Origin of the sequence: Enterococcus sp. RTP21361st1_A6_RTP21361_211029 (assembly GCF_040910045.1) — a bacterium.
Classification (GTDB): Bacteria; Bacillota; Bacilli; order Lactobacillales; family Enterococcaceae; genus Enterococcus_D; species Enterococcus_D gallinarum.
Genome location: NZ_JBDGBK010000064.1, coordinates 1 through 17,789 on the forward strand (window position 1 = coordinate 1; position 17,789 = coordinate 17,789).

Sequence of the window (17,789 nt, forward strand, 5' to 3'; positions counted from 1 at the left end):
TTTGCCATCTTCGGACACGTCCTTTTCTTAGTAGTTAGATTCTACCAAATCGTGTCCATGAAATCATCCTAACATCAGGGCTTGTTCAACTTGATATTGAATACGATCTTGAATGGCGATTTTATGTAGAAGAAAAAGTGGGCGGGATTTGGTACCAAGTCAATGATCGAATTGGAAGCTTTCATCAAACAAAATCGATTATAGTAAATGTTTCAAAACGATCACTAGATGTGATTCCAAAGAAAAATAATACGATTGAATTGAATTTATTTGATGCTACATTTAATGATCCGTTTAACTACGTAGATGTTTTATCACACGCCGGAACAGTAAATTGGAGTATGGAAGATCGACCTATTGATTCCCGACTAGGTGTTACAACCGGTAAGTTTCGATTCTCCGATAATAATGAATCAATGCTGGTTACTGTTCCATTTACAGTAATTGACACCACACCTCCAACAGGGATATTAATCAACCCAATAGAATTAGAACTTGGCCAAAAATCAGATATTAATGACTTCTTTGTAAGTCCGCCAAAGGATAATGGAAAACAACCCGTTACCATTCGTCCAGACTCGGACCCAAATAGTCTAGGATTAGGTAGTCACAATTTTGGTGTTAAATTAATCGATAACTTGGGAAATACCGCAAGCTTGAGTACTACAGTGATTGTGAAGGATACAACTCCTCCAAAAGTCATAAGTAAGGATGCAACGATAGACTACGGAGGTACTGTAACGGAAGCTGATTTTATCGATCATGTATCAGATAATGATATTAATGGACCATTTTCGTTTTCATTTGATAAGTCAAAGCCAACTCCGGACAATAAGAAAGTTGGTATTCAAGATGTTTATCTGGAAGTAAGTGATCCATCTGGAAATATTACCAAAGTACAAGCAAAGTTAACTGTTAATCCTGACAATGTTGCACCTACTGGGAATGGTATTTTACAAATGATCCCAGTCAACGGCAGTATATCAGCCAACCCACTTGATGTAGTAACAAACTTGCAAGATAATGATGCTATTTCAAAAATAACAGCAAAGTATATAAAAATACCTGATACATCTAAAATTGGTTTGACGGATGCAAAAGTTGAATTATCCGATCAAAATGGGAATAAGTCAGAAGTGACTGTACCTGTTTTTGTACATGATCACCATAGTATCTTTGACGATCAATATGTCTTGAGTTCACAAAATTTCACTGCTTATTCTAACCACGTTCCTGCTTCAAAAATGGAAGAATGGATTTTGCAAGAAAGCCAATCTAAAGCGTGGGAACTTTCAAGTGGAAATGAAATATCTCAGCAAATTAAAGTGATCAAGCATGATGTCAAGCCTCAGTTTGGCTCCTATACTGCTACGATCCAACTTGGCAATCTTACGAAAGATATTACGATTAATATTTTAGATGCCAAAGATTTGATTGATGTTACTATCCCGCAAAAAGTAATTTTTGGATCAACAGATATTCAAAATGGTAAGGTATCATCACCAAGTTACGAAGTGAAAAATAATTCAACTGCTAAGCTCAAAGTATCTTTAGCCAAAATGCAAGTGGATTCTAGTTCAACGATTGATGTCATTCGAGCTAATGATATCGAACCTAGTGGGAAAGATGAAAAAGTGAAATTAAGTTTGAGTTCATTGGAAGAATTTCAGTTTCCAATGATTGAGTTACATCCTTCAGTAGCAAATCAAGAATTGGGGATTTTAAATTCTCAAGCAGTTGGTGGGTTTCAAATTAAAGGAGCATATTACGGAAAATATCAAAATACAAAATGTAACATCCAAATGACCTTCAAATTTGAAGTGATTTAGTAGAGATAACTAGGGTGGTCCCCTGGTTATCTCAGTACATAGATTTCATGAGTAATGAGGCGATGGGTTATGCAAAAAAGATATGGTCATCTGATTATTTTAGATGAATTAATTCAAAATGGTTATAAAAAGTATCACTGCCTTTGTGATTGTGGACAAGAAACAATTGTTTATCATTCCAATTTAGTCTCGGGTCGAACAAAAAGCTGCGGGTGTGGAAATGTTAAAAATCGGCATAGATATAAGGATTTATCTAATAAAAAATTTGGTGAACTAGTTGCCCTTGCTCCAACAGAAGAACGTAGCGAAGGAACCGTTGTATGGAAATGCCTATGTTCGTGTGGCAATGAAATACTGGCATCGGCAAAACGATTGCAACGAGGAGAAATCTGGAGTTGTGGATGTCTTAAGGAAAAACAATATCATATTGAAAAGCAAGTATTTGGTAACCTGACTGTCATTGAGCCATTAAATAAGAAGTTAGATTGGAAAACAAAATGGAGATGTAAGTGTAGCTGCGGTCAATTATGTGAAGTAAGCTATGGCAACTTATCATCAGGTCACACAAAAAGTTGTGGTTGTTTGAAAAGAGTTGAAAGTAGAACTTGTGTAAAAGGAACAATTGTCGAATGTTTGAAAGCTAAATTGGCCAAAAACAATACTAGTGGCGTAAAAGGAGTTTATCGGTGTAAGGGAATGTGGGTAGCTTATATTACTTTCCGTGGAAAGCGACACTATCTGGGTACGTATGACAATCTAAGTGAAGCAGCGCTGGCGAGAAAAAGAGCCGAAGATAAATATTTTTTGCCGTTGTTAAAACAATTTTCGAGCTGATAGCCGAATTTCCTGATTGCTTTTATTTAAACCATTGAAAAAGGAAAAGAAATATAGATTTTAGTAATAGTAAATACTGAATGTGAGATTGTTAGAATCAACGATGAAAATAGGAGGATAGTATAATGTGGCAGGACAGCCTTAGACATCTATTTAAGAAGAAAATGTTTCAAGACGTTCGACTTCAAGAGTATTCAGAGAACATTTTGAGAGAGTTTGATTTTCTTATAGAAAATATTTCGCCAGATAATCTCAGAACAACAATCACAAAAATTAATGTAATAGAGGAAAAAGCTAGTTTACTAATGTTTTTTCTAGAGATAAATGAGGAAGAACAATTAACGAGTGATAGAATTATTGAATTAATAGAAAAGGGGTATCGAGATACATTTCTGGAAAAGATATCTTTTGGAAATGATTTAACTAATAGGTATTCATTACTCGAAATACTGGAGTGATAATTATGATGTATTTGTGGGATATAAATTTTGTGAAATATGCAATTGAAAAAAGAAAAATTTCAGAGAAAGAATTAAAGTCACAACACATTATCGTTCTTGAACAATTCGAGCGTATAAAAAAACAAGCAGAACTGTTAGTAAAAGAAGTAAATAGTAGTAATTTTGAAAATATACTTATACAATTACAAGTTTTAGATTTGAAATGCCAAGCAATCTTGAATTATATTGGGATACCGCAAAATGGGTATAAAACTGATGAAGACTTTTTACAACATTTAACAGAAGAGGCTTTGGGAACATTGAAGGATAAGTATATTAACGATGAACAAGACGTTTATTTTACCTCATTTATTAAGGAAGTTCTTATTAGAGAATTGCAAGATATTAAAAAGGAGTGGACCTTTCAAGAAGAAAAGGGAAATTAAATTTCAAAAATCAAATAACATCTTTTGAAGTAGCAATTGCGAGCTAAGATCAGAGGATAATATTTTTTACTAATAATTTGAAACAATTTTCGATTTAATGTCCATTTTTGTGTTCCCTTTTTGTTTTTAGTAGTGAAAGGGGAAGAAAGAATATGGATATTCGTGATGAAAAATGTCGAGTGTACGAACAACTGAGACTATTGATGGAGGAAAGAAGGGAGCTTTCAAAACAGTATTTTGATCTAAAAGAATACTTGATTCATTTAGAAGATAATCAAGACACGACAAATTCTGATAAAGCAATACATCGTGAAGTGGAGCCGATGAATTTAGAAAATGAAAAGGAGCTCCAAGATTACTTTACTCAGCGAAAAGCAATCGACAACCATCATCGATCTTACAAAGATTACGGGTTTATTATTGCATCAATTTTGAAAGAGGCAGGAAAACCATTATCCGCCAAGCAAATATATCATGAGTGGACAGAATCGTATGAAATTTTTCCTGATTATCGCAATTTTGTAAATAATATTCTTCCAAAAATTAATCGAGATGAATCAATCCCTGTTGAACGTGCTATGAGAGGATATTGGCAATATAGACTTAAAACCTAATTTGTCCGTATATCTTTTTCCTTTCGAATTTTCAAAGGAAGAAGTGACAGTGATGAATCAGAATTTTGATTTTGCAAATGATGATGCACAAATTATTAGCTATATTCAAAAAACAGTTCATAATACGGCAATTAATTATTTTGCTAAAAATAGCAGACTAAAAGATACTGAATTTGTTCCTGGACAAAAGACACTAGATTATTTTATCGAGGAGCAAGCAATGTATCCACAAGAAACTGTTACGGTAGTATCTGAAAAATTTCCGCTAGATTTCTCTAATTTTGCCTTAGCCACTGAATTCCAAAAACTACCTGATAAAGATCAATCTCTACTGATTCAAAAATATATTTTTGGATATTCAGACTATGAAATTTCCATTCAACTATCAATGACAAGGCAAGGTGCAACAAAAAAGCGCCAACGTATTCTAGGAAAAATTCGAAAACGTCTCCTCACTTAGTTTTAAAAAAATATATGATTCGTGCTCCTCCCTGAAGCACTGGCCATGGAAAATCAGTGCTAAAAATGGAGGATGCGTGAAATGAAGTCATTGGCAGAACTCGTTATTCTTGTTCAAAAGGATGATGAAGAGGCGTTTTCTCAAATTGTGAACAGTTTTAAACCATTGCTGATTAAAGAATCTTGTCGTAATGGAAGCTTTGATGAAGATTGCTATCAAGAGTGTATGATCAGACTATATTTAGCTCTTAAAAAAATTGATATTACAGAATAATCATTATTAAAGATAATCGTGTAGTCAGTTTCTGTTAGCGTTTCCGAAAGGTAGGTACAAAGCTATGAACCTACCTTTCTTTGATTTTGAATGATATTAAAATAATTTAGAGTAGGTTTATTGTGACATAAATAAGGATAGCAGCTGCATTTTGCAGAGGTGGGAGTAAAAATGAAACGAAAATATATTGTGCTGGCTTTGTGTGTGTTATTTTTATTGGTAGTATATTCTCTTTTGACGCCCTTTTCTAAGGATGTTGTAAACATGGTGATAGTCATAATAGGAACCGTTTTGATACTTGTAACGCTTTGCTATGTTGCGATTAAAAAAACAACTAAGTAAGTAATGTTAGGACTTAATTTAATAGTCTTTTTATATTCGTTTATCGTGCTATTTACATGGTGAATAATATCAACTTATAAAGGATAGAATTTTAAAGTAAAAAAGGAATCTTGGAGGAAATGTCTATGGAGCATAAAGGAAATAGTAAATTAAAATTCAAAAGACTTCAACTTATATTCGTGTTATTGATGTTGATTGCATTGTCTCAAAGAAATTATCTTTTGGCCGTTTGCTGTGGAATTACGTCTACAATTTTTTATATTCTTCAAAATAAGTAGTAGCTGGGGCCTTACCTATTTACATAAAATAACTGCTTTCAAAATGACAGGGTGATGCTAATAGTTTGGGGAGATTTTGGTGATTAAATAAAAGATATGTAGTATTCAGTAGTTTTTGGGGGCTACAGTAATAGTGTTTTATCTGCCTTTAGGATTTTTCACAAAGGTATTTAGTGATTTTGTTTAGGAGAAAGGTGAAGAGAAATGTTAGAGACAGCTTCTAATGTAACAATTATCATATTTCCAATTTTAGTATGCATGTTTGTAGGGATTGATAGAAAAAAGTGGGAATCATGGAAAGAAAATAAACGAATTTTTTTCTTTATAAGCTGGTTAGTTATAGCCGCTATTTTAATGAGCAATAATCTTTATATCTTTGTTTTAGTATCAATTATTTTATTTTTCACTGAGCTTTATTTGTGATTAGTTGTAGATTTATTGAAAAACGTATAAAGAAATTTTTTATGTAAATTAATAGAAAGACCAGTATTGGATAACTTCATGAGATAGGAGAAGCGGTGTTAGCAATACTTACTATAGTAGACATCACAGCTTCGTATGTGTTTAGTGGGGAGTATGAGCCTATACGGACTATTGGTTATTTAATCCCTAGATAGTTATCTGCCCTTCAAATATTGCAGCAATATTTAATATGTATTCTATATCAAATATTTGAAAAAGATTAGTGTTCATGTTTAATGAGGTAATTTGCAGGGGTATATTATTTCTTATAACCTTTTCAATATTAAGAATGACAATTAAGGACTTCCAATTAAACTGGAAGCTAGTTTTAACAACACTACTAATTATATTAACAATTTATTTTGGTAGGAATGCTGTTGGCTACACACTACAGATAATAAATTCAAAAAAAGGAGTAAAGAAGTCCGCTTTGCTAGAGCGGCGTTTCGTTATTCTTTTTTTCACTATTAAATTTTAATTTATGAACTTTAGTAGGAGTATCATCCTACCTATTTGAACCATCATATGTAAATATAGTTCTATCAAGTTAATCTTTTCTGAAAGCGATATGAAGCGTATAATTAAGTATATATATTTTAGAGAGGAGCAGTTTTGATGGGTTACTTGCTTAATGGAGAAATATCGAAGTTAGCACATTTATCTCGTGAAAATCTCGTAGATTCAGTAACTCTTTAGCTAATTTGTTTGATTGGATAGAAGATGACAGAAATTATCATAGTGATTATGTAAATAGATTTTTTTTGGGAAACCTGTGAAATAATCAGATGGTAAGGATCAAATATAATGCATTGGAACAAAGGAATTCTTCCCAAACGATAGAATTCTACACAAGAAAACTGGATTAATTCGAAAGATTTCGATACAGAGGACTAGGTCGGATTGTTTTTAGCTGTTCAAGGAATTGACTTGAATAAATTTGGAGTACTGGTTGGAAATAATCTACAATTCGTTATTTAGGACGTCTTTTTGGTAATTCCGATAATTTTCACAATGTAAATGGTAAGTTTTCAAAGAATGGTGCTAGTCAGGAGAATAAAAAAGGTTTTACACTGTTTGTATTGAACATCTATTATATTTTGATAACCAAGGGTATTGATGGCGTACGAATTGTTTTTTGGAATAACGAATTATTTAAGAAACATATGAAAGACACACTTCAAATTTAATAAGTGGATACAACAAAGCATTTTTATGTGAAAATAGAATTTCTGACTAAATCTCGACTTATTAGAGAATATATTGAGAAGTTTGATACAGTAGACAGCTGTTGATAATATCTTTATGTTTTCTACCAATATCTTTTTTTATTTTAGTAATTTAGTATTTCTATAGGAGGTATTTATGAGTATTTTGATAGCCAAAGAAACACCCAGGGGGACTAATCAACGAAGGTTATTCGAAAAAAGAAAAGCCCAAGGGAACGTGATGACGCTTGAAAAAGTAGAAAAAATCATTAAAAATCAAAGTTATTTGGATATGACAAGGGTTTTTAGTATTTCATTAAAAACATATAGTGACACATCAGAATTTGAAAAAAAAAGTGTTAAATCGTTTTATGGATTAGTTGATGTAAATGGCAATAGTCAATATGTGTGGGTAGGATTTACAAATGATGATTTTATTGTAGTTGTTGGAAAGACTAAGATTAATTTTCAAAAGAAGAGTTTTGGGGATCTATTTTTTAAATATAAAGAATGGGGCTCATCAGTGACCCCAAGACTAATTTTTGAAGTGATAGCATCAGAAGACCAGAAGGAAAAAATGAACGAGATTATAGAGAATGTTAACGGTTATATAAAAAAGGCTATTATAATTCCTTTTAGTAATGACTTTGGAATAAGCATTTCGGAACTCGAAAAAAATATTGGTAACCTTCTTTTAATTGAAAATGATATTCCGATTTTGAATAAGTACTCACATAATTATCGTTGACTAATTTTTTTATTGTAATTTAAATATCTTGACTTGTAATAGTGTTTTGTATGAATAATACTAACCGAAAAGAGTTTTAAGACAGAATTGAGGAGATATATAATTGGGAATCGAGAAGCAAGCAATAGAAAATATAGTTGAAGCTATGAATGATGATACACTAATTATTTTTGTCGGCGCTGGGGTATCAGCAAATTCCGGATTACCTAGTTGGGGTCAATTAGTAAATGAATTTGAGAAAGAGCTAGATATCAATAATTCAATCACTGATTATTTGAAAATTGCTCAATTCTATTATGATATTTGGGGACAACAGAAATACTATCAAAAAATTATGGATATCTTTAGTCGACATAATGATGCTAAACCCAATGATATTCATAAACACATTTTAAAAATTCATCCAAAACATTTAATCACAACTAATTATGATACATTACTAGAAGATATGATGAATTCCAGTATAGATAAATATGATATTTTAAAAAGAGATGAAGATATCCCATATTCTAATTCTGGACAATATATTATTAAAATGCATGGGGATTTAGCATTAAAAAATATTGTTCTTAAAGAAAACGACTACTTGGATTATGAAGAAAATTTTTATATGATTTCAACGCTCATTAAATCATTGATAATGAATAACACATTGTTATTTATAGGATATTCATTAGGAGATTCCACGTTTAACTCCATTTTTAGATTAATTCAAAAAAGCCTTGGAGGAGATGCGAAACATGCATACTTTTTCACACCTCAAAAACAAGATGAACCTGTTATAGAGTATTATAAAAAAAGGGGAATTTACGTTCTTTCAAGTTCAGAAGAAGTTGATTCATCAAAGCTTGGAGAATATACTGTTGATTTCTTAAATCAAATTTCCAGTAAAATAGATGAAGAGAGCCTAAATGAAGTAGTGTTGTGGAAAAAAATTAAATTTTTGGATAAGCTATTTTTTATTGAATCCAGAGATATTGCTGGATTTTCGGGGTTAAATAAACATGCATGGCTAACTTCACCCGACCAATTTGTTTGGAGAGATAGAGATGCATTTGAGTTCAATGTGGGTGGAAATTCAGAGCTAATTAATTTTATAGAAGAAAAAACAAGCCTTAGTCAATTTTTAGGGATTGATATGGACCAAAGTAATATGGGAGGATTGGGAAATCCAGTGCTAACTCCAGCTTTTGAGTTATATAAGGAAAAAAAGTTTAGTTTAGCTAAAGTAAAGTTTAGAGAAATCGCTAATACTTCGTTTGCAAAAAAAGACTATTTCAATTTTTTGTTAGCTGAATTTAACGTAGCTCATATAAATCCGGGATTTTTTGAAGAAAAAGTTGAACTAGATGATACCGTATACAAAGATGGAAGTTTTGATAGTATTATGGACCGAATAATAGACAGTTCTAAAGAAGATTTGAGAAAAATAGCAATCTTTTTTAGAGACGTAATTTACAATTTCAAATTTGTTTATAGAAAGTTATCCAAAATTGATGTGCTTATGGACAAATTAAGACAAGAAAGAGTAGCATTCAAGAACGGAGGATATTCTTCTAATAATATTCTATTGACGGTGAAATATGAATTTTATTCGTTTATTGATTTTATTGAGAAAAACTGTATTTGTGTGAATCAATATCAGGAGTATCAGTTAGTTGTAAGTAGATATTTTGAATGTTTACTAATAGCATTAGATAATTCGTACTATAATAACGATGAAAACAATTATCCATTTGAAGGAACTTCATCGATTATCGAGGCACTAGATTTAGATAATATTAAATATATCCTACCAAATATGAACAAAAAAATGTTAAAGGTTTATCTTGATAACTATTCTATGTCTAAATTGAAAGTGACGAATAAGGCTCTTGATTATATAATCGAATCTATTCAAGAATTATGCAAGATTAATAAGGGCCCTATGGACATACATGCTAATTTACTCAATCAGACTATCGATTTTTTAAATGTGGTGGATTTGAATGATGGTAATTTTTTAGTAGATCTTTTAGCAGCTTTCCCAGTTTATTATAATAATCGTGATGCAATTAAAAAAATTATACAAATGATACTCTGTCAAAATAAAACTCTGTCAGAAGATAATTTAAATAAGTTAAGAGAAATTTCAAAAGAGCACGTAGAGATTATTATAAAAAATAACTTTGCCTTGCATGAAGATAATTACCCTTACTATTCGAAAATATTAGAATTAGATAAAGACATTTCAAGAAAAAGTATTTTTTTTGCTGACCTTACTCAAGATCTTTCAATCATACTTTTTGTTGAAGATAAACCAACTAGAATTGTGAAATATAGTAGATTTTTAGGTGCTTTTTATAAATTTCTTGAAGTGGAACAAAAAAAATTGGTAGATGCTATTTTATCTAAATATTCTAACCTTGCAGTTGCTGAGATAGATTTTCACTTTGTGATTGAAATGATTAAATTTCAAGTCAATGATTTTATCACTCTAAAAGATGATGTTTTTCAAAATTTAGTAGATAAAGTCAATAAAGATATAACTAAAGGTGTAAAATTTTACCCTGATCCACTTGAAGTAGCTATTACTGACATTTTTGTTTTAGTTCAACTGAATTATTTTAGTTTGGAAAGTATTTCTGAAGCAGAAATTGATGAAAAAATAAAAGGAAAATTTCCAGAGGTAGATTGGATGATGTTCAATGTTAGAAATGACATTACTATCGAAAATCTTTTAAAGAACCATGATTTTTATCAAGCTAGGGAGTCATTTAGTAAAAACGATCATGATAAGGAAATGTTCAATAGTTGGGCTATCAGTCAATTTGAAACGGGGAAAGCAAAGGTTGATAATAAGAATGTGTAAATCAAAATAGCAGAATATAAAAAAGCAACTTTCTTTCAAAGAGAGTTGCTTTTTTGTATTCCCAATTGTCTTTATTAGTGTAAAGAAAAATGACCTTTGAAAATTGAATACAAAATCTATCAGTACTTTCCATTTGCAGGGAGCATTTCCCAATTACGCCATGATGAGTAATCGGAGCGATAAATAGTTGAGAGAAGAATTGTCGAATTCGAGCCATGATCTGCAAATGTAATAATGATACTTCCGTAACTAAATTGGCTCGCCATTACTGGGGAGAGGTGAAAATCCTATGTGCTTTTTGACAGGAGCAGCTGGTAGATAAATAAATGTTTTTATAATGTGTAACTTATATTTTTCGTGAGGCGCTGACGTTGGAAAGAGAAGGCGGTAGAATGAAGACAGCCACTCGGCAAGATATTATCAAGTTGGGATTTTCACGGTATTACGCTGACAAGATCTTCAGGGAATGCAAAGCTCTTTTGGTCACTAATGGGTATTCTTTTTATCGCAATAGCAAGATTAAAAGGATACCTGTGAGTGTCATTGAAGAGGTCTTACACATTTCTTGGGAGGATGAATACTGATGAGAAGAGTTGCAAATGTGTACAAAGACGAGAAGAGAGGAACGTGGTATTTTTCATTAACTTTGGGTTATGATCGTTTCGGAAAGAGAATTCAACCCACTAGAAGAGGATTTAAATCGCAAAAAGAAGCAAAAGATGCGATGGAGGAATTGAAAAAGAATTATTCTGATTCTCAAGAAATTTATTTACAAGGGATTACTTTTCGTGAGTTTTATAAGAAGTATTTTTTTCCGTGGTATAAACTTGGGACGGTTGAGAAAACATATGTAAAAACCGATAAGACTTTAAAACGTGCTTTAGCTTATTTTGGAAAAATGCAAATGGAAAAAATTCGACCGATTCATATTCAAGAGTTTCAACAATTTCTTGTTCAAGAATGTTCTGTCACGAATAAAGAAGGAAAAATACGTCCGCTTTCGAACAATTATATTAAACAGATCTTTAATAAGTTACGGATTATTTTTAAACGCGCGGTAGTTTTGGAAGTCATTGATGAGAATCCGGTAGATACTATTGGGAAAATCAGAACCCAGCGATCGGTTGTGGCATTTTGGACTGTTGATGAATTTAAGAAAGTATACAATTGTTCATATCGATGTGATTTCCAAGAAGAATTTTATAAACGAATGATGCGCTTTTTATTCGTGACAGGACTTAGAAGTGAAGAACTTTTTGCGCTACAATGGCCAGATATCGATTTTCGTAAAGGAACTTGTAGTGTGAGTAAATCACTCTATATTCGAACAAGAACGGATTATGATTTCTCAGATACTAAGAATACTTCAAGTATCCGAACGATTACTCTAGACAAGCAAACGATAGAAGATTTAAGGGAATGGAAAGAATCTCAAAAAACGATTGGGGATGACTTGGGCTTTATTTTTACCTTTGATGGCTTACCACCATCTCCAAAGACATTTTTAGGTCGAGTAAAAAAATTAGCTGAAGTAGCTGGTGTCAAACCGATTCACTTACATGGATTACGGCATTCTCATGTGGCATTTTTGATTGAACATAATAACAATATCTATGCTGTTTCAAAGCGTTTGGGACATTCCTCTGTTAAGACAACTTTAGATAAATATGGGCATCTTTATCCAGATACCAACCAAACTTTAGCAGATGAATTTACTAAATTTGAAGTGTAATTTTTTTTGCGATTTGCTGCTGTCAAATTACTGTCACGAGCCGTTTTTAGCCGGTTTTTGAATTTTCGATGTTGATATACCGGGCTTTAGAGGCTAGTTGTCGGAATCGAAAATGGATGAGGATGAACCGAAGAAATAGCAAGGGGTTCTTGAAAACAATTGTTGTTTCTTTGTGAATTTTCAAAAACATTCGCCCGATTGTCGCCCATAAATTTAAATGGGCGACAATTTTTTTATCTTTCAGCGGATTTTTTCAATCGTTGGGCGAATATATCAACGGCTTCTGTTTTCATCTTTCTAGTTACATGGACATATTTGTCCATTTTAGTAGCAATCCTTGAATGGCCCAATCTTTCTTGAACAATTTTTGGCTTGACTCCATCTTCTAAAAGCATGGTAGCGTGAGTATGTCGAAGAGAGTGAAAATTAAAATCAATTCCGAGTTCCTTTTTTATTCGAGAAGAGTGCCATTTAATAGAATTTGGTGTCACTGGTTCGCCATTGTCTTTTGTACAGACAAAAGTTGAATCGTAATAGAATTTACCATACCTAAGTTTATTCTCTGATTGACTCTTTCTTGCTCTTCTTAATTCAGCTGCTAATACATCATCAATTGCTATTATTCTGAAACTTGCTTGTGTTTTGGGAGTGCCAAGCTGAATTCCATGCTTGTCCTGTAACATTATTCGATCTACTGTTATTGTTCGCTCATCCAAAGAAATATCTGACCACTGTAGACCACATACTTCACCTCTCCGCAATCCTGTATGAAAGCCAATCATGAGTGGTAATCTGAAAGGACTGGATGGGGGATTAAATTCAAGTATTTTTTGATACTGATCCATAGTGATAATTTTCATGTCATCCCTTGTTTGTTTGGGTTTATTTTCGAAGGCTGGCATTTCAACGTATACCATAGGATTTGAATTGATTGCTTGCCATGGATAGACAGCTCTTTTAAATGCTCCTTTTAAAACAGTAAGTACAATTTCTACGGAATGTTTAGCAAGAGGGCGGTCAAATCCATTGGGTAACTTGTTCATTAAATCTTGAAGACGAGAGGGGCCGATAGAGCTCAAGTAATACTTGCCTATTTCTGGTTTAATGTATTTATTAATGATGTTTAGATAATTTTTCTGAGTATTGTATTTTAGCTTTTTTTCAACGTAGTTTTCAAACCAATAATCAAAGTAATCAGCAACACTCATGGCATGAGTAAAGTAGAAGATTGGTTTGAGGTTCCGACCGCCGAAAAGAAAGAATCGTCGAAACTAGAACAAGAATTTTCTCAAACAAAGAAAGATCCTTTGAAAGAAGCGAAGGTGACGGATACCGATGGACTTAAACAAGAAGAACTATTATAGCAATGAAGCTGACTGGCAGTATATGTCAGTCAGCCAATTCAAAACATTTCAAGAATGCGAAGCAGCGACTTTGGCAAAATTAAAAGAAGAATGGTCGCCAGAGAGTGATCCTACGGCTTTACTAGTTGGAAACTATGTCCATTCCTATTTTAAGTCTCCTGAGGTACATCAAGAATTTATACAAGAGAATGCAAGTGCTATTTATAAAAAGAATGGATCAGAACGGGCAGAGTTTGCTCAGGCGATCAATATGATTGAAACCTTAGAATATGATGATTTTTTCGTTTTGTCTATCAAGGCGAGAAAGAACTGATTCTAACAGGAACGCTATTTGATACGGAATGGAAAGCCAGAATTGATTGTTTCAATTTAGAGAAAGGTTATCTTGTTGATTTAAAAACGACTCGGAGTCTTTCTCAGAGATACTGGTCACAAAAATATAGTGGCTACGTTTCGTTTGTTGAGCAATATGGCTATATTCTACAAATGGCTGTTTATAAAAACTTACTCGAACAAACCTATAACAGGGAAATTACACCTTATATCTTTGCAGTAACAAAAGAGTCGCCTCCTGATATTGCTGGTATCAGTATTTATCCTGGACGCTTTGATTTTGAACTTCGATTATTGGAACAAGAATTACCTCATATCTTACGAGTGAAAAATGGAGAAGAAGCGCCGAAAATGTGCGGGAAATGTGAATACTGTCGCCAACATAAGTCTTTAACAGGATTTTTAGAAGTAGGCGATTTATTGGAATAAGGAGGAGTCGCTTAAAGAATGGCTATTTATAGACAACTCCATACCACTTTTTGGAAAGACAAACGAGTCGGTGAATGGAGCAAAGATCAAAAACTTTTTTCCTATATCTCTTATCGAATGATTACACAACTCAATGTGGTGTTTATGAATTCAATCTGAGATATGCGAAGTTTGAACTAGATATGACTGCAGAAGAAATAAAAACAAACATTGACTTCCTCGTTAGCGAAGGCCGAATCGTCTTTAATGAAAAGTCGGAAGAGTTGATGATAGTCAACTGGCTCAAATACAACAGCGCCAGATCTCCTAAAGTCGCAGCGGTCATCGACAAAGAATTAAAGGAGATAAAGACACTTGAATTTGAGATTGAGGTCATCAAGAAGTGTCAAGAATATAAATACCCTATCCAAACTTTGAAACCAAAAGAAAATACCGTATCGATAGGGTATGGATATGGTATCGATACGATAACGCAACCAGCATCATCACCAGCAACAACACCAACAACATCACCAGCAACAGCAGAGAATGCGCAGAGCGCTCCGGCTGCTGCTAATCCTTTCCAGCTCTATCAAGAAGTCTTTGGAGTGATTAACGGATTAGTTGCTGATGATCTACGTCATTGGGTTGAGGATATTGGCGAAGAAATGGTTTGTGAGGCTATGAGACGGTCTGCTATAGACCAGAAGTCATACGGATATGCCAAAGGAATTATGCAAAGCTGGGTAAAGAAAAATATCAAAACTATGGCGGATGTTAGAGCAGATGATGTAAGGCACAAGAACCAAAATAGCTATTCTAAGAAACCAATTCGCACAGAACCTATCCCAAGAATGGCTCAACGATCCAGAAGGATATAACGCTCAAAAGGAAGCTGAGATCATGGAACGACTACGAAAAGAAGCGGGGGATGATCCATTTGGAAATTGATCAATTAAACCGAATCACTGTAATTAAGCAAATCTACGCTGCATTAGACCCTAGTCACAAGAACTTGATGGAAAACGTTAAGCGAATCCTTGACAGCAATCAGCCAGAAGAGGTCCGCTTTCGAATCTTCATGGTAATGTATCGTCACACTCGAATCAGCTTGGGAAAAGTATCGAAGACGCACTATGGCGAGTTTCTCACTGCCGGAACCACTGAATCAATGTGGCAAGAAGCCAAGTTGCTATATCGAGGACTGATGGCAAGAGAAGGTGCGGCAGTATGAGAGCAACTAAACTATCCAAGAAACCAAAATATAGCAATCGAAAAACTGTTGTCAATGGCATTAAATTCGATAGTGTTGCTGAAGCACGATACCTTCCATTCGCTGCTAAATATGCGGAAACCAATGGTCTTGAACTTCGATTACAAGAAAAATTCGAGCTTCAACCCAAATTTCGCATAGGGAATAAAACCATACGTTCAATCACTTATACTCCGGACTTCACATTTTGGGATGGAAACAAATTGGTCCAAGCGGTTGATGTTAAAGGAGTTCAAACTGAGGCTTTTAAAATAAAAGCTAAACTATTTTGTTTTAGGTACCAAATCGAATTGATATTGGCTAAATATGACCGAAAAACTGGACTATTTATCGAAAGTAAGTTTTATGAGGAAAAATCATGAGAATACAAGACTCTTTTGTTATTCATCCAGAAGGACGTCGCTTCGAGATTCAACCGAAGGTCAGACCAGCAAAAACGAAAGTAAAAGTCGGCAAGATCTACAACTGTGCCATCGAAGGATTTTCGGAATTGGTTAGAGCGGAATGTCTGAAAATTTATGAGAAATCGGCACATGTGAGAATTATTGTCTGTCACAAAGAACAGGACGAGTGGCGGCAGAAAGTTCTTGGTGATCAAACTGTTGTTAAGCTGAAAAATATGATTTTGGCTAAATAAGGGGTTTGTAATCGGAAGAAAGAAGGTATTTTATGGGAGAAATGGCTGAATACTGGAAAGATGCGAAGCCTTACCTGAAAGAGCGTAGAAAGCAGCATGTTAAGCGCATGGGCGATTCAGCGATAAAAAATATCAAGTCTTTGGGTTTTGAGTTTACCCATTATCCAATAATCATCAATTTGCGATCAATACGCCAAAAGGCATGATTGATTATTGGGGAACAACTGGTACTTGGATTGATCGGAAATCGAAAAGACGTGGCAGAGGTCTGCATAGTCTGAGGAAATTCGTTAGCGGTCGTTAGTCAGCAATTGGAAGAAATTACCAACTTGGAAAGAAAAAAGACCAACACAAGTTGATCTAATTAATCCTTATAATGAATACTTCCATCTGGCTCTAGTCTTGGTGTAATTGCGACGCCTTTTCCGTCAGAACCGATAACAATTGTTTGAATATATTGTACCTGTGTCTCGGGATCGGTAATAACAAAGATTTCGTTGGTTCTGCCTTTATAAACTTTTTCAACTTCAAATTCAATATTGTTCGCCATAGAATCACTCCTTTTAAATAAAGTACCACAATAAACAAACAAAATAAATAAATACTATAAATGTTTGTAGATATGAAAATTTAGTAACGACAGAAATACACAACTAGAAAGGAAGATGAAAAATGAGATTTTTTGAAATTAATGAGCCATATTTTGCAATTGTAGCAGCTGAAATGAGGGAAAATGTATGGAATTTTATGAAGAAGTAGTGTGTGACGTAGAAGATAAAGAGGACTTTGTAGCTAGTATGAAAGAACTTGAGACGACAGTTGCCATTACAAAAGTTGCGAATACAGTGAGTGAACAAACAGGGGAGCCAGTCGGTAGTGAAGAGGCAGAGGTGCAAGTTTTTGATTGTATTAATGACAATGAACCGACATTATTGGCAGTTGACGGATCGCTGGTTTAGTCAGTTATCCACCAAAAATTGCGGAAATAAAAAAACTACTCTAAAAGAGTAGCAACAGAATCATAAATTATTTTTTTTGGAATCGGAAATTCCGTGTTTAACTGCCAATCTGATGATTCCATAAAGCATAAATCCTATAAAAATATACCAAATAAAAGCTAAAAAAGTTCCCAAAGCAATACCTCCTTTTAGGTATTGTAACATATTTTATATTTTACCAAGTCCCTGAATAATTCATACCGATAAAAAAATGATCTGTTGCTCTAAATTTTACCGGAATTTATATTTTTTATTCCGTCTC

21 protein-coding genes and 1 pseudogene are annotated in these 17,789 nt (G+C 33.4%); 20 read left to right on the top strand and 2 right to left on the bottom strand.

The genetic code is table 11. The features are described from left to right. Positions 1-137 precede the first annotated feature (137 nt). The 12 genes from AB5Z52_RS11465 (at position 138) to AB5Z52_RS11520 (ending at position 12,514) form a co-directional block, all read left to right on the top strand. Positions 138-1,829, top strand: a complete 1,692-nt coding sequence (locus AB5Z52_RS11465; protein WP_368243776.1) for a hypothetical protein — start codon at positions 138-140, stop codon at positions 1,827-1,829. Positions 1,830-1,898: 69 nt separating this feature from the next. Continuing rightward, on the top strand, positions 1,899-2,663 hold the full coding sequence (locus AB5Z52_RS11470; RefSeq protein WP_284590692.1) for an AP2 domain-containing protein: 765 nt from the start codon (positions 1,899-1,901) through the stop codon (positions 2,661-2,663). 125 nt (positions 2,664-2,788) lie between these two features. Next, a complete protein-coding gene (locus AB5Z52_RS11475) occupies positions 2,789-3,121 on the top strand; it encodes a hypothetical protein (protein ID WP_265453506.1) in 333 nt (110 codons plus the stop codon). A 5-nt stretch (positions 3,122-3,126) separates the two neighbouring features. Next, positions 3,127-3,549, top strand: coding sequence for a hypothetical protein (locus AB5Z52_RS11480; protein ID WP_265453505.1), 423 nt, complete (start codon positions 3,127-3,129; stop codon positions 3,547-3,549). A 152-nt stretch (positions 3,550-3,701) separates the two neighbouring features. Next, a complete protein-coding gene (locus AB5Z52_RS11485) occupies positions 3,702-4,163 on the top strand; it encodes a hypothetical protein (protein ID WP_265453504.1) in 462 nt (153 codons plus the stop codon). 52 nt (positions 4,164-4,215) lie between these two features. Beyond that, entirely contained in the window at positions 4,216-4,623 is a 408-nt protein-coding gene (locus tag AB5Z52_RS11490) for a sigma-70 family RNA polymerase sigma factor (protein WP_368243785.1), read from the top strand. Positions 4,624-4,704: 81 nt separating this feature from the next. After that, entirely contained in the window at positions 4,705-4,896 is a 192-nt protein-coding gene (locus AB5Z52_RS11495; RefSeq protein WP_081123249.1) for a helix-turn-helix domain-containing protein, read from the top strand. Between the two features lie 824 nt (positions 4,897-5,720). Further along, the gene (locus AB5Z52_RS11500) at positions 5,721-5,939 is read left to right on the top strand and encodes a hypothetical protein (RefSeq protein ID WP_265453502.1); all 219 of its coding nucleotides are present in this window, start codon (positions 5,721-5,723) and stop codon (positions 5,937-5,939) included. A 1,401-nt stretch (positions 5,940-7,340) separates the two neighbouring features. Continuing rightward, complete coding sequence (locus AB5Z52_RS11505; RefSeq protein ID WP_368243777.1) at positions 7,341-7,931, top strand: hypothetical protein; 591 nt, start codon at positions 7,341-7,343, stop codon at positions 7,929-7,931. Between the two features lie 103 nt (positions 7,932-8,034). Further along, complete coding sequence (locus AB5Z52_RS11510) at positions 8,035-10,782, top strand: SIR2 family protein (RefSeq protein ID WP_368243779.1); 2,748 nt, start codon at positions 8,035-8,037, stop codon at positions 10,780-10,782. 392 nt (positions 10,783-11,174) lie between these two features. Further along, positions 11,175-11,366: a DUF3173 domain-containing protein gene (locus tag AB5Z52_RS11515; protein WP_016171849.1), complete on the top strand. Its 192-nt coding sequence runs from the start codon at positions 11,175-11,177 to the stop codon at positions 11,364-11,366. Next, positions 11,366-12,514 carry a tyrosine-type recombinase/integrase gene (locus AB5Z52_RS11520; protein ID WP_368243781.1) on the top strand — a complete coding sequence of 383 codons (1,149 nt, stop codon included), beginning with the start codon at positions 11,366-11,368 and terminating at the stop codon, positions 12,512-12,514. Before AB5Z52_RS11515 ends, AB5Z52_RS11520 begins: the two co-directional genes overlap by 1 nt. 233 nt (positions 12,515-12,747) lie before the next feature. Here AB5Z52_RS11520 and AB5Z52_RS11525 read toward each other — a convergent pair whose 3' ends face one another. Further along, positions 12,748-13,722 (bottom strand): site-specific integrase, encoded by a 975-nt coding sequence (locus tag AB5Z52_RS11525; RefSeq protein WP_096711004.1) that lies wholly within the window; start codon positions 13,720-13,722, stop codon positions 12,748-12,750. Positions 13,723-13,725: 3 nt separating this feature from the next. On the opposite strand from AB5Z52_RS11525, the gene AB5Z52_RS11530 reads away from it, so the two are divergent. The 7 genes and pseudogenes from AB5Z52_RS11530 (at position 13,726) to AB5Z52_RS11560 (ending at position 16,735) form a co-directional block, all read left to right on the top strand. Continuing rightward, positions 13,726-13,878, top strand: a complete 153-nt coding sequence (locus AB5Z52_RS11530) for a hypothetical protein (RefSeq protein ID WP_021149739.1) — start codon at positions 13,726-13,728, stop codon at positions 13,876-13,878. After that, positions 13,850-14,640, top strand: a pseudogene (locus AB5Z52_RS11535) (PD-(D/E)XK nuclease-like domain-containing protein). Before AB5Z52_RS11530 ends, AB5Z52_RS11535 begins: the two are co-directional and overlap by 29 nt. 74 nt (positions 14,641-14,714) lie before the next feature. Beyond that, positions 14,715-15,500: a DnaD domain-containing protein gene (locus AB5Z52_RS11540; RefSeq protein WP_231476186.1), complete on the top strand. Its 786-nt coding sequence runs from the start codon at positions 14,715-14,717 to the stop codon at positions 15,498-15,500. Between the two features lie 50 nt (positions 15,501-15,550). Next, a complete protein-coding gene (locus AB5Z52_RS11545) occupies positions 15,551-15,853 on the top strand; it encodes a hypothetical protein (protein WP_003126520.1) in 303 nt (100 codons plus the stop codon). Then, positions 15,850-16,254, top strand: a complete 405-nt coding sequence (locus AB5Z52_RS11550; RefSeq protein ID WP_081132466.1) for a DUF1064 domain-containing protein — start codon at positions 15,850-15,852, stop codon at positions 16,252-16,254. Before AB5Z52_RS11545 ends, AB5Z52_RS11550 begins: the two co-directional genes overlap by 4 nt. Further along, positions 16,251-16,529, top strand: coding sequence for a hypothetical protein (locus tag AB5Z52_RS11555; protein ID WP_003126522.1), 279 nt, complete (start codon positions 16,251-16,253; stop codon positions 16,527-16,529). The genes AB5Z52_RS11550 and AB5Z52_RS11555 overlap by 4 nt, the downstream gene beginning before the upstream one ends. A 32-nt stretch (positions 16,530-16,561) precedes the next feature. Further along, entirely contained in the window at positions 16,562-16,735 is a 174-nt protein-coding gene (locus AB5Z52_RS11560; protein WP_005471429.1) for a hypothetical protein, read from the top strand. A 158-nt stretch (positions 16,736-16,893) separates the two neighbouring features. On the opposite strand, the gene AB5Z52_RS11565 is transcribed toward AB5Z52_RS11560, so the two are convergent. Then, positions 16,894-17,079, bottom strand: a complete 186-nt coding sequence (locus AB5Z52_RS11565) for a DUF6440 family protein (protein WP_003126526.1) — start codon at positions 17,077-17,079, stop codon at positions 16,894-16,896. A 187-nt stretch (positions 17,080-17,266) separates the two neighbouring features. Here AB5Z52_RS11565 and AB5Z52_RS11570 point away from each other — a divergent pair, with 187 nt between their 5' ends. Beyond that, entirely contained in the window at positions 17,267-17,488 is a 222-nt protein-coding gene (locus tag AB5Z52_RS11570) for a hypothetical protein (RefSeq protein WP_003126527.1), read from the top strand. Positions 17,489-17,789 lie beyond the last annotated feature (301 nt).